This window comes from Holdemanella sp. MSK.7.32 (assembly GCF_024460475.1).
In the GTDB taxonomy this organism is placed as follows: Bacteria; Bacillota_I; Bacilli_A; order Erysipelotrichales; family Erysipelotrichaceae; genus Holdemanella.
Window position 1 is genome coordinate 1 of sequence record NZ_JANFYN010000055.1, and the last position, 12,478, is coordinate 12,478.

At 31.9% G+C, this 12,478-nt stretch carries 20 protein-coding genes; 2 read left to right on the forward strand and 18 right to left on the reverse strand.

The window, feature by feature from the left end; all coding sequences use genetic code 11:
- Positions 1 to 720: 720 nt before the first annotated feature.
- The 13 genes from NE544_RS10510 to NE544_RS10570 all read right to left on the reverse strand — a co-directional run bounded on the left by NE544_RS10510 (position 721) and on the right by NE544_RS10570 (position 6,086).
- Positions 721 to 1,413, reverse strand: coding sequence for a DUF975 family protein (locus NE544_RS10510; RefSeq protein ID WP_256269294.1), 693 nt, complete (start codon positions 1,411 to 1,413; stop codon positions 721 to 723).
- A gap of 81 nt (positions 1,414 to 1,494) precedes the next feature.
- On the reverse strand, positions 1,495 to 1,836 hold the full coding sequence (locus NE544_RS10515; protein ID WP_256269295.1) for a hypothetical protein: 342 nt from the start codon (positions 1,834 to 1,836) through the stop codon (positions 1,495 to 1,497).
- Positions 1,817 to 2,179, reverse strand: coding sequence for a hypothetical protein (locus NE544_RS10520; RefSeq protein WP_256269296.1), 363 nt, complete (start codon positions 2,177 to 2,179; stop codon positions 1,817 to 1,819). The genes NE544_RS10515 and NE544_RS10520 overlap by 20 nt, the downstream gene beginning before the upstream one ends.
- 42 nt (positions 2,180 to 2,221) lie before the next feature.
- Complete coding sequence (locus tag NE544_RS10525; protein ID WP_256269297.1) at positions 2,222 to 2,875, reverse strand: hypothetical protein; 654 nt, start codon at positions 2,873 to 2,875, stop codon at positions 2,222 to 2,224.
- A 57-nt stretch (positions 2,876 to 2,932) separates the two neighbouring features.
- Positions 2,933 to 3,064: a hypothetical protein gene (locus NE544_RS10530; protein WP_003866062.1), complete on the reverse strand. Its 132-nt coding sequence runs from the start codon at positions 3,062 to 3,064 to the stop codon at positions 2,933 to 2,935.
- Positions 3,065 to 3,278: 214 nt separating this feature from the next.
- Positions 3,279 to 3,563 carry a hypothetical protein gene (locus tag NE544_RS10535; RefSeq protein ID WP_256269298.1) on the reverse strand — a complete coding sequence of 95 codons (285 nt, stop codon included), beginning with the start codon at positions 3,561 to 3,563 and terminating at the stop codon, positions 3,279 to 3,281.
- Between the two features lie 5 nt (positions 3,564 to 3,568).
- Positions 3,569 to 3,847, reverse strand: coding sequence for a hypothetical protein (locus NE544_RS10540; RefSeq protein WP_118325318.1), 279 nt, complete (start codon positions 3,845 to 3,847; stop codon positions 3,569 to 3,571).
- Position 3,848: 1 nt separating this feature from the next.
- Entirely contained in the window at positions 3,849 to 4,148 is a 300-nt protein-coding gene (locus tag NE544_RS10545; protein WP_256269299.1) for a hypothetical protein, read from the reverse strand.
- Positions 4,123 to 4,245: a hypothetical protein gene (locus NE544_RS10550; protein WP_256269300.1), complete on the reverse strand. Its 123-nt coding sequence runs from the start codon at positions 4,243 to 4,245 to the stop codon at positions 4,123 to 4,125. Before NE544_RS10550 ends, NE544_RS10545 begins: the two co-directional genes overlap by 26 nt.
- Before the next feature lie 16 nt (positions 4,246 to 4,261).
- Positions 4,262 to 4,444: a hypothetical protein gene (locus NE544_RS10555; RefSeq protein WP_256269301.1), complete on the reverse strand. Its 183-nt coding sequence runs from the start codon at positions 4,442 to 4,444 to the stop codon at positions 4,262 to 4,264.
- Between the two features lie 4 nt (positions 4,445 to 4,448).
- Complete coding sequence (locus NE544_RS10560) at positions 4,449 to 4,580, reverse strand: hypothetical protein (RefSeq protein ID WP_256269302.1); 132 nt, start codon at positions 4,578 to 4,580, stop codon at positions 4,449 to 4,451.
- Positions 4,581 to 4,712: 132 nt separating this feature from the next.
- Complete coding sequence (locus tag NE544_RS10565; protein ID WP_256269303.1) at positions 4,713 to 5,216, reverse strand: antitoxin; 504 nt, start codon at positions 5,214 to 5,216, stop codon at positions 4,713 to 4,715.
- A gap of 15 nt (positions 5,217 to 5,231) precedes the next feature.
- Positions 5,232 to 6,086, reverse strand: a complete 855-nt coding sequence (locus NE544_RS10570) for a DUF3990 domain-containing protein (protein ID WP_256269304.1) — start codon at positions 6,084 to 6,086, stop codon at positions 5,232 to 5,234.
- A 170-nt stretch (positions 6,087 to 6,256) separates the two neighbouring features.
- On the opposite strand from NE544_RS10570, the gene NE544_RS10575 reads away from it, so the two are divergent.
- The gene (locus NE544_RS10575; protein ID WP_256269305.1) at positions 6,257 to 7,978 is read left to right on the forward strand and encodes a hypothetical protein; all 1,722 of its coding nucleotides are present in this window, start codon (positions 6,257 to 6,259) and stop codon (positions 7,976 to 7,978) included.
- A gap of 17 nt (positions 7,979 to 7,995) precedes the next feature.
- Here NE544_RS10575 and NE544_RS10580 read toward each other — a convergent pair whose 3' ends face one another.
- Positions 7,996 to 8,739: a VUT family protein gene (locus tag NE544_RS10580; RefSeq protein WP_118325313.1), complete on the reverse strand. Its 744-nt coding sequence runs from the start codon at positions 8,737 to 8,739 to the stop codon at positions 7,996 to 7,998.
- A gap of 133 nt (positions 8,740 to 8,872) precedes the next feature.
- Here NE544_RS10580 and NE544_RS10585 point away from each other — a divergent pair, with 133 nt between their 5' ends.
- Positions 8,873 to 9,967, forward strand: coding sequence for an alanyl-tRNA editing protein (locus tag NE544_RS10585; RefSeq protein ID WP_256269306.1), 1,095 nt, complete (start codon positions 8,873 to 8,875; stop codon positions 9,965 to 9,967).
- Between the two features lie 4 nt (positions 9,968 to 9,971).
- Here the strand turns inward: NE544_RS10585 and NE544_RS10590 are convergent, their stop codons facing one another.
- From NE544_RS10590 to NE544_RS10605, 4 genes are read right to left on the reverse strand one after another with little or no spacing between them, the layout of a single operon-like run.
- Positions 9,972 to 10,799 carry a DUF4299 family protein gene (locus NE544_RS10590; RefSeq protein ID WP_256269307.1) on the reverse strand — a complete coding sequence of 276 codons (828 nt, stop codon included), beginning with the start codon at positions 10,797 to 10,799 and terminating at the stop codon, positions 9,972 to 9,974.
- A gap of 53 nt (positions 10,800 to 10,852) precedes the next feature.
- Positions 10,853 to 11,602 carry a CorA family divalent cation transporter gene (locus tag NE544_RS10595; protein WP_256269308.1) on the reverse strand — a complete coding sequence of 250 codons (750 nt, stop codon included), beginning with the start codon at positions 11,600 to 11,602 and terminating at the stop codon, positions 10,853 to 10,855.
- Positions 11,603 to 11,649: 47 nt separating this feature from the next.
- The gene (locus NE544_RS10600) at positions 11,650 to 12,045 is read right to left on the reverse strand and encodes an Hsp20/alpha crystallin family protein (RefSeq protein WP_003866090.1); all 396 of its coding nucleotides are present in this window, start codon (positions 12,043 to 12,045) and stop codon (positions 11,650 to 11,652) included.
- A gap of 20 nt (positions 12,046 to 12,065) precedes the next feature.
- Entirely contained in the window at positions 12,066 to 12,461 is a 396-nt protein-coding gene (locus NE544_RS10605; protein ID WP_003866091.1) for an Hsp20/alpha crystallin family protein, read from the reverse strand.
- Positions 12,462 to 12,478 lie beyond the last annotated feature (17 nt).

Here is a 12,478-nt window from a genome sequence, read left to right on the forward strand (position 1 = left end):
AATATTGTACATTCTTAAATGATCAAAACTGTACATTTTTAAGTTGACATTTATAAGTGTTCTTTATACAAAAATTCTAACAAGTACGAATTAAAAAACACAGTCTATTAATGATTTAAAATACATGATACAATTTAAAGGTAGTCAATAAGTATGTGTCCTCGTACTTAGCTTTTGCTAAGTCTCGGACGTTTACTTTTGAAAAGTTCATGATATAATTCAGGTAGGCAAAAATCACAAAATTGTGCCACGTTAAGGAAAACCGACCTAGTCACTCGGTTTTCCTTTTTTTTGCAAAAAAAGAGAGTGGGTAGTCAGTCCACTCTTTTATGCTCTGTTGTCCGGTCGTTTCTGTTGAGCCATTTGTAGATGTAGTAGGCAACCATACTTGCTCCAACAGAGACTAAAAAGTTGAAGAAAAACTCTGACACGTTCTTTTTCATAGGATTACCCACATAAAAGCTTTATAAGACTATGTAGAACAATTCCAACTACAATACCGATTCCAAAAATCTTCTTATCATCCATGAGCGTCACCGTCCTTTCTTTTTAACCATGGATAAATAATCTATATACAAACACTTATAATACCTGCAAGTACATATTGTTCGATTGGTTGTTTATGAAATCCTAACAATCTTCTTAAAAGTTGAAACAGCCAATAACCATTCACTACCCACTTCACCCAACTATTAGATTTCATTTCCATAGCATCAGTTTTTATATCTTTACAGATTCTTTTAGGTTTAAATACACTTCAGCTCTTGTTGCTTCTGGATAAGGTAGTACAAATAGAATTCCAATTCCACAACAAATTAAACCTAGAATGATCCATCCGATAAATGATAAATCTAAGACAAATAGATCCATCTTTTGTCCAGTCGTCATTTGTTTAGACAAAGAGAAGACTTCATCAGCCGAAAGATTTGGATTTTCTGCCAATAGGTATGGAATCATAGAATATTCGTAAGCCTTAACAAATCCGGGAATTATGAATAGTAACAACCATAGTAGGGTTTTTAAATCCATTAAAAACATGATTTTTACAACATTTAAATAATTACCCTTGAACCCTTTAAAGATTTCACCAAGTTCAGGATTCTCATCATGATTCTTAATAAAATATCCATTTTTTCCAACTACGATGACATTACCAATAAAGATTGTATAGAGGATTCCAAGAATACTGGCAACAGAAATGAATGAATAAAATATAAGTTCAAAATTAGATGAATAAAATATAGGCTGAGAATCATAAGAAAGATTGTTTGAAGTAAAGTCTTGTACTCTTTCAATAATGGTTGTTTTTTCACCTGTCAATATTGATGCGATCAACGTAACCACAAACATCTTCCAATAATTTCTTTTCATGATTTGTTTAGCTTGTTCTTTAACTTGTTGTCGATTCCGCATATTATTTCACCTTACTTTCTTTATACTTAATGTCGATTCTTCAATTTTTTTGTTACACCCTATGCCTAGAATGCAGCACTTTTAAGATTGCAATCTTTTTTCCAATTCTTTTAATATATCATTGGCTTCTTTGACATCATTAAAATACTTATCACTATTAAATAACACTTTTTCCTTGGAAACATAGATTGGTAATACACTATTATCTTTTAGAACAACTTTAATACCAACATACATCATTGGTTCTACTGCACCCGCCATAAATGTAGCTCCACCTAAAATTGTATGTGTAAATGGTTTTGTTTTACCTTTGAAATTTGCATCTTCGTTTTGAATGGAAAGCTTTTGAATATCATTATATAAACAACTCGCTCCACCATTTACTTCTAATCTTTTTTCTTCATCATGAAATTTCACACACATTTTTAATCATCTCCTCTATTTTCTTTGCAATCTTACGATCTTGTATGTACTGATCTGTATTGACCATTGTCTTTTCTTTCGACACATAAATAGCTAATACAGTTTCATTCTTTAAAACAATCTTTACTCCAACATACAAATATGGATTCTGTAATAAGCCAGATGGTAATGGTCCACCTGGAAGCACAGCTGTAAATGGAATTCCTTTTCCCTTATATTTTGCCTTTTCATTTAAAACAGATACTCTTATCACATCATCATAAGAGTATTTTCCCTGTGTTCCAGTAACAATCTCAAATTGTCTGCAAGAATCATCAAATTTAACATATTCATTTAAATCCATAAGTTTGGCCTCCTTACCATTTTCAATTCTTCAAATACGCACTTATACTTCTTCCATATATTTTGCCTTAAACGCAATACAACTTATCTCTTTTCCAAACAATCCTTTGGATTCCACACGCCCAAGCCCATATGCCCAGAATGTGACAGTTTGACCTTCTTTAAAATCAAATTCTTTATTGTAATCAAGCACACAAACATAAGACTTATCATCAAAGATATTGATCATATATCCTCTAAAATCTTTATCATCTACACGAGCTATGATTTTTCCTGTATATGTCAATTTCTTTCCATACCACTTAGAATGTGTAACCTCTAAATCCGATTGATCCGGTGATTGTGACTCTGCCTTAAAGGATGCTTCATCCACTTCACTGCACTCCACTGAAATCGTACTTTCTAAGCCTTGAAATTCAACAGTAACCTCTGAAGTCTTTCCAGCTTCTAATGTGACAGGCTTTTTGATAGTCCAGCCTTCCGTAATGAATTCTTTTGTACCATCCTCATAATAGGCCCATACACCAATCTTCGACTTATTATCTATAGTTTCATTCGCTTCTGCAAAACCCGTATATAAGGCTGTCATATTCTCTAGCTTTTCCTGACTAACCTCTACTTTTTCATTATTTGGTGTTATATTCGAACATCCACAAACCAAGAATACACTTAGCAATGCCGCTGCATACTTCTTCATAGGTCCACCTCCTCTTCTATATTATCTTGTAGTCTTGGAAGCTTATTATCTATAATCCTACTTTGCATCTGGATATGTGTCTTCAAATTTATCGGCATATCGATTGTGCTTTTTATACTTGAAGAACATAACGACCAAGAAAACAACAGCTACTACACCTAATACGTAAACTAACCAATCTAATGTCATATTACTATGTCCTCCTTTTCTAATTTCATATTAACATGTCTGAAATCGTTTTCATACAGTTTTTTATTCATTTTCAACCAAACGTATCATTTGTTATTTTCTTACGTAAAATACATGAATCAATGAATCGTTCAATACTAAATTTCTATTCAAAAAAGACTGTTACACATTGCTGCAACAGTCCATCTTTTATATTGGATTCAATCAAATATGATTATATCCACAATTCCAAAAGAATATAGATTACAACTCCAACTATAATACCAATTCCAACCTTCTTCTTATCATTCTTTGCGTAGATCGAATTAAAGATTTCAAATGATAAAAATCCAAGCAGAAAAAATATATTCTTCGAAAAATAGTAAATCAAGAAACACACTACAAATAAGCCTATACAAATCATCCCTTTAGAATATTCCACCATGGATTTATGTCCTTGATTTAATGATTCATTATCCTTATTCAATTTATCAATAATTTTTTTCTGTTTATCATTCATAATCATTACCTATACTTTCTTCGTAGCCAGATATAGAAAGCGAGTGCACAAATCACGATTATACCCGCAAGTCCATATTGCACTATTGCCTGTTTATCACCTAATACTCTTCCTAGAAATTGTGCAATTCCATAACTACACAATAAACATAAAGCTACACACTTCATCCAGAAAGTAGATTCCTTCTTTTCTTTTGGAGTAGTATCCAACAAGTCTTCATCTAAATATTTTTGAAGATCTTCATTCATATCTTCCTGTAGTCTTTGAAGTCGATTCTTTTTCATATTATTGTCTCCAAAACAATGTAGTTTTTAAATAAGACACATGAAACGCAAATATCAATAAGATGATCAACAATATAATCTCTCCATAATAGATATATTTTTCTTTGTATCTAAAGTCATACAATGGTTTATCCAAATATACACGACCATCTACTTGTACTAATAATTGAGAATGTACTAAAGCTTCTATTGCATTCAAATCAAACTTAGAAATCTCAATTGCCCTTTCTTCATTAAATATTCCATTCTTAATGAAATATCGAATGACTTTGAATTTATTTGCTAAATTGCTCATACGCATACACAAAAAATCCAATATCTGCAATACACATCATTTCTTGTAAGTAATCATGGATATACAACCCATAAGTAGCTCCACCCGCAAGTAGAACAACCATAGAAATGAGTCCCCATTCAAGAAAGCTCATCTGAAACACGAATTCCATCACAAGTACTATGATGCATATTACGCCTATCCTCGGATTTATCCCCCTCTCTAGTTTTCAGAATTTGTTTTACCTCTTCTTCCGTCATTTCAACAGGAATCAATGGAATAAAGACGTTCTTATTATTCTTTTTTCTCTGCCTCTTTTTCATAATCTTACTTTGCGTCTGGATATGTGTCTTCAAATTTATCGGCATATCGATTGTGCTTTTTATACTTGAAGAACATACCAACTAAGAAAACAACTACTACTACACCTAATACGTAAACTAGCCAATCTAATGTCATCTTACTATGTCCTCCTTTTCTAATTTCATATTATCATAGTTGTAACCGTTTTCATACGTTTTTTTATTCCATTTTCATCCAACGTATCAAATGGTAAAAAAAACGGATATACAATGTATCCGTTCACTTGAATTATTTATCTTTCTTACTCATTCTTATTCTTTTGAATATTTCATACTGACGCTGTAGCTCTGTCTCTTCATCAATAAACATTCCTTTTGCCTCTAGTATTCTCTCAATTGCTTGAGATGGATCCATTGTATGATATGGTAAAAACAATCCTCTCAATTCTTTTGGTTTTATAATTTTGTAAACTTGTGAAGAAGATAAATCGTAGGTAAATGAAAAATATCTATAAATATATCCAATCCAATACATTTCATTATGCGTATATTTTACAGAACCATAATCAGTAGCACCATATTCTTCGTCTACTAACGTTAAAATATCATTTGCCTGAATATTACTATCTAAAATCGATTGATTATCCAATCTTTTTGCAATCTTACTTTTCATAAATCGCCTAATAAATATTTCTGAACTTGACTCCATCTTATCAATAGAATTTTCAAAAGCTTTTGCCTGAAGCTCGCACAAAAGCAACCCATCCCTATTTATTTTCTTTATATCCCTCATGCATCGCACCTCCTTTTATACTAGGATTTCATCGATATACTTTCCTTTTCCTCTATATTGTTTTCTCGCTAATTTAACCTTATTATCTCCTAATCTTGACTCTTCTAGTCGAATATTTTTATAGTATTCTTTTTCATTAACCGAAATATAGCATCGCTCTAATGGTTTAATCTGAGACAATGACTTTTGAGTTTTAAAAATATATTGCATCCCAAGATTTGTTGCAGCCAAACAATGCTTACACTGTTCATCTGTAATCTCGCCATCGATAAAAGAATTAATAATTTGAAACATACGATTATCAGCAATAGGAGCAATTATATAATCACAATCCTTTGTATCTTCTATAAGTTTTTTTATTTTAGGATGATTTTTATATTCATCAAGTGCACCTCTATAGTACGCAATTGTCATCATCCATTCTTGATCCACTTTATATCTCTTGCATTTCAAATTACTGTCATCAAAACAAAAATAATATACAGAAGAATGTTCAAATCCTGAAACAAAAGAAATAGCTTGTTCATAGCTTTCACCTGTATAGAATCCTTGTCCAAAATCATTATTATATCGACCTTTATGAATGTCTATATCCCCAACTATTTCACTTTTTGCTCCATGGAAAAGTAATTTTTCATTTTGAGTTAAGTCATCTCGATAGAGCATTTCCTTTAATCTGTTAATTTTAAGATTTTGTGCAAACGCAAAAGCATATACACCCTCCAAAAAATTTGCTGATGCATCTAAATCATCTAATTCATTTCTTGAAACAGTAACCTGCTCAACTCCAATCTTATCTGCAAATTCGCTTTGTGAAAGTCCTAAAATTTCTCGAATTGACTTCAAATCCTCTGAAAACTTATATTTCATCCTACTCACCATCCAACTTGTTTATAACATATTACTTAAACAAGTTCAATATAAACTTGTTTATATCACATTACTTAAACAAGTTTTATTCACTTTTTCAAACAATCTATGTTTTAGACATCGATAATGTCAATTAAAATGATATGGTTGGCTTGAACGAGGGACTCGACATGAACAAGAAAATAATGGGGTATTTTAAATCTATCCAAACATTTATCCGAAGTTTATTCTATAAACAACAAGAACAAACTAAACAGAATAAGTGCACACTTCAACAAGAAAAGTATTTAAAGATTGGTGCGAATATTTGTAATATTGGATTCAAATCTAAACATGCATATGAAGATTGGCAAGAAGATATTTTTAATCATATATCTGTCGGTGATTTAGTATATTGCACAATGCCAGTTACAGATAAAGCTTTAAAAGCCATTCCTGAAGGACACACAACAAGGCCTTTCTTAATTGTGAAAAAAGGAAAGGATGAACTCTATGGATATGCATGTGCTACACATCCTAAACCATTAAGATCTTACGAGAAACATATATTCACCAATGAAGTATATGATTCTCAAAACGCTCGATACAAAGATTCTGTTGTGCAATTTGATTGTGCTTATGTCATTCCAATTGCAAATATCCAATATATCTATAAAGAATTGGATGAATATTGTGTCCGTCAAATTGCCAGAGAATTAAAAGCTTATGCCAATATTCGTAGAAAATCTATATTAAATTTTGATATGGAAATACCCATTCACAAGGGTGATATCTTTAAAATCAATAAATCATACTATTACTTCAATAATATAAAGGATAGTAAATACAAAATGTATAAGTGTATAAATGGTGGTGACTTAACTGATTCTAAATATTTTAGATTCAAAAACATTCCACGCTCTATGGATTTCTCTAACACATATACATTTGAAGATTTAGATATTAACACATTGATTGAAGTATCCTGTACTTGTCGAAATGATTGGGTAAATAAACAATTGAATAAACCTAAGCCGAAAGAAAAGAAGAAACAATACGAACGTAAATTAACACCTGGAACAATCCTTTTTGAAGAACCATGGATCATCTACTTATTTGATTGTGATAACACATCTTATGGTATTGACTACCACAAATTTAAAAATCATATATGTGAACTTATTGAATTTAAACTCGGCATGGATAAAGCTACTCATATTGTATTTACCGAACAACAATGTGCTTCAATCTATAAAGCTTTGATTGAACAAAATAATATTCATTCAGATTATTTAAAGAAACGTTTAAATTCCATTGAAAATACAATGCTACTTCCTTATGAATTAGAATATCCAGTTGGAACCATTTTGGAAAGTCGCTTTGATGAAATTAAATATGTGTATCTATATACCTACAACAAGAAAAAGTTTGGTTTAAAAATCAATTCTAAAAATCATAAAAACAAAGTTGTTCCAATCCATGTCAAAGAATTAGATGTTGTTGATCAATTACGGTTTGAATGCATGAAAGAAGAATTAAAGATCATTCAAAAAACAGCTTTGGATGTTGTGCGAAATATTTTAAGGGACATTGAGAAAAATTTAGTTAACAACGATTCAGACCATTCTATTTCATTTAGTCAAAAATATCCAATCGGCACTGTACTATCTTGCGCATACAATGAATCTGAAGAATATATGTATTTATATACAATTAATGATATACACTATGCAATCTATTTAGAGGATGCATGTGAAGGCGTTTATATTGTTGAGCCGATTATCATATTTGACTATAAGCCAAATGGGGAATTGGTCGATGAAGATACGAAAGAAATTTTAACGGGCATTTTAGAAACAACGCAAAGACTAAACACCTATAATTGTACAAAAGCATTATTAGAACAACTTTAAACAAAAGAAAAAGCAGTTTAATGACTGCTTTCTTTCATATATTCAAAATATTCTCTACCTACTTTATTCTTCTTCCAGTTTTGTAGAATCTTGAAACCAGGATATGAGAAGATGACCTCACATAGTGTTTCTACAATCATACCTGTAAAGGCACACACAACACATTGTACCAATGTCCATCCAAAGAATTGGTGTGACACAATCAATGCGAACGTTAGATTGTCGCAAAACTGACCAATACCCGTAGATACATAAGAGCGGAATGCATACGATTTAAAGTTACTGTTGTTGTTAGAAATCTTTCCTAACATGGAATTCGTATAGTTATTCACAATGGCAGAAACAATAAACGCAATTGTACTTCCAAATAGTACATACCAAGTACCACCAATTGTTCCGTCTAATGCCCCATTAATAATGGCTTCTGATCCTTCTACATAGGATTCACCCCATACACCAGGAATCTTTGATGCCAAGAAAAAGACTAGGCACATACCTAAATTCACCAACACCGCTACAAGTGATGCTTGTGTTGCAGCTTTAGGGCCAAAATGTTTTGTGATGACATCCATACATAAGAATGAAAGCCAGCTTACCACAATTCCACAATCTAGTGCCATAAAGCTAAATGGCAAGTTAATACTTTTGTTTGCCAAAAGATTCATAGTGATGACCGAAACAATAAAAAGTGTCATCGTAAGTGAAGGTATACTTCTTAGTAATACACTCACTTCTTTAACTTCCGTTTTAATTCTATTCATTTTTTACCCTCCTGTTTTTTTAAAGATGGTTGGGAAGCAAAACATCTTTGTTCAAACCATATAAGTCTAATATGTTTTTAATTATTTGTCAAAGTTTATATCACTTATGCTATGATTAATTCCGGTGATATATATGACTTTAAAACTATACGAACAAGAAGGCTACCAAACAACATTTCATGCCCATGTTGTTTCATGTGTTAAAAAGAATGAATTATATGACATCATCTTGGATCAAACGCTTTTCTTTCCTGAAGAAGGTGGACAAACATGTGACAAAGGAACGTTGAATGGCATTGAAGTAGTGGATGTACAAATCATAAATGATGAAATTCATCATTATACTCATTCTGCATTAAGTGGGGATGTACAAGGTATTATTGACTGGACTCATCGCTACACCAATATGCAACATCATACAGGAGAACATATTCTTTCTGGTTTAATGCACAAAGAATTTCATGTGGATAATGTAGGATTTCATTTAGGATACAATGAAATTACAGCTGATTATGCGATGGATTTAAATAATAATCAAATTAAAAGAATTGAAGCTTTAGTGAATTCTGTCATCTTTTCAAATAAACCTGTTAAAACCTATTACTTAGAGGATTATTCCAACATTGAATATCGAGCCAAACTTGACTTAGCCAAACCACGCCTTGTCGAAATTGAAGATGTAGATTTATGCGCATGTTGCGCACCCCATGTAAAAAGTACGATTGAAGTGGGATTGTTTAAAATCATTAAATCGATGAAGATCAAAAAAGGCACACGCCTATTCTTCCTATGTGGAAAACTTGCCTATGAAGACTATGTCTTAAAACATGATCAGTCTATTCAAATCTCAAATCAATTGTCTTCAAGCATTGATGCTTTATCATCCAATGTACAACGCATATTAGATGATAATTATGCTTTGAAACAAAGAATCAAACAATTAAATAAAGAGATGATTGATCACTTAATTATCGAACATAAAGAAAACCAAATCGTTCTATGTGATGAACTCGATCGAGATACACAATTGTATTACTACAATAAGCTTGTATCTTTTAGCGACAACTATGTTTTACTTGTTTCTAAACAAAAAGATAATTATCGTTTTATGACCAACTCTAAAGACATATTCTTACAACTCAAAGAAAGACATCAAGTTCGTGGTGGAGGAAAAAATGATTTCTTTCAAGGAACGCTAGATACAGTTAATGAGCAGCTATTTGATTAGCTGCTCATATTTTTTGTATAGCGAGTGTATTTAAAGCCTCTGAAATATCTTCTTTCGATAAACATACCATTCTATGATTGGCATCATAATAATCAAACTTTTTAATGAAGCTCATTAAATCACGATACTTCACAAGGCTGTCATTCATAAATACATACCACTCTTCTATTCCCTCAATTTGATTCAATACCACATATGGCTCTACGGGAAGAATCGTTAGTATATCAGCTCCTAATGCATACATACCAATTCTTCTACCATGTGCATTATAGATTCTTGGCGTGGCATAATATGCATCCAAAGCTTGTTGATTATGTAGATATTGCCCAAACAAATCTAAATCTGTACCAAAATCATTCAATTCATTTTCCCCAATTGAAATTGGATGAAGAATGCCAAAGATTTCAAAATACTTATGATCCGATAATTTACTCTTCAAGTCCATAAGTGCATCGGCACTCGTTCTTTTATCATATACCATCTGCAAATCGATATCCTTTATGTCCATTAGCCAATCGTCTTTCACAAATTCAGTGGTATCCATATATTCACAATATACTTTTACTAAATAATAAAACAATTGAATTTCATCCATACTTGTAGGAAGACTTAAATTCAAACAAATATCATGATTTTGAATATAGATTTCAATCCCTCTTTGAAGATATTTGCGATCAAACAAGATCGTATGATCCCCTATTTGATTTGGAATTAATTGACAATTTCCATCCATAACCCCAAAAGATAAGTGAGACATTTTAACTAAATCATCGATTATAAACTTTTTTCTACGAAAGAAACCCTTCTGCATAATACGAATATTCACAGACATACAAACACCTGCTCTCTACCAAAATCATACACTGAAACAAGCGTTTTTTATAGCTAAAACCATTTTTTCTTTTTAAAGTAAATCACTTCTAAAATAATGATCAATATACAAACTCCTATCACAATGAAATATCCATAGGAAGTATCTAATTCCGGCATAGCCTTAAAATTCATGCCATACCATCCAGTAATTAAAGTGAGTGGCATGAAGATGGTTGTTACAATCGTTAAAAACTGCATGATTTGATTCTGACGCATCTCCACTTGTGTCTGATGCATTTCGCGAAGTTGCATAGAATACTCTGCCAAACGATCCGTGACATTCGATAGACGTGTTAGTCTTTTCTCTAGTGTTTCAAAATGTGTATCATTATAAAATTCCTGCAAGTTTTGTACCACTTCAATCATCTGATCATAATACGAATCAAAAGCACTTATCGTTTTCCTCATTTCAAAGATTTGCGACTCATAATGAGATCCCGTATGCGACATTAACTGATCTTCTATTCTTTCAAGTTTCATTTCTAATTTTTGAAGAAACTCCATATCCTCTTGAATCAATATATTCATCAAATTTAGAATACATTCACTAGGCTTATTCCCTGAAATCTTTTGTTTAAAAATATGTTCTGGATCGCAAACCAAAAAATCACTATCATTCAATTCAAAACTAAACATCTTCTTATTCTTAGATTTTGATTTGGAAGGAACCCAAAAAGAACCCGATAGCCGTTGATTCTCTTTATGCACTCTACAATAATGAATATGATTTAAACGCTTTTCATTTATTACCTCTATCTTCATAATTTCCCCCTTAAAAAAGAATACACCATATAGGTGCATTCTTGTAGTTATTCAATTGGAATAAATTTATTTTCTTCGACTTGTTTAGGTGCTTCCTTAGGAACAACGATCTTCAATTCACCATTGTCAAAGGATGCCTTGACATCTTCCTGATGAATACCTTCACCAACATAGAAGCTTCTTGAATAAGATCCACTAACACGTTCTTTACGAACAACACGACCCTTTTCATCTTTGTCTTCTGTATTTGAACCATGCGTAGCACTAACCTTCAAATATCCATCCTTCAATTCCATCTGGATATCTTCCTTTTTAACTCCAGGAAGTTCCATGCTCATTTCATAGTTTCCATCTTTTTCCACAATATCTGTCTTCATGACATCACTGGTTGTATTTCCTGTAAAGAAATCATCAAATAAATCAAACATTGGATAGTACTTCATAAATATCGCCTCCTGATACCTTATTCAATAGGGATAAATTTGTTTTCTTCAATCTGTTTAGGTGCTTCCTTAGGAACAACGATTTTCAATTCACCATTGTCAAAGGATGCCTTAACATCTTCCTGATGAATACCTTCACCAACATAGAAGCTTCTTGAATAAGATCCACTAACACGTTCTTTACGAACAACACGACCCTTTTCATCCTTGTCTTCTGTATTTGAACCATGCGTAGCAGTTACTTTCAAATATCCATCCTTCAATTCCATCTGGATATCTTCCTTTTTAACTCCAGGAAGTTCCATGCTCATTTCATAGTTTCCATCTTTTTCCACAATATCTGTCTTCATGACATCACTGGTTGTGTTTCCTGTAAAGAAATCATCAAATAAATCAAACATTGGATAGTACTTCATAAATATCGCCTCCTGAT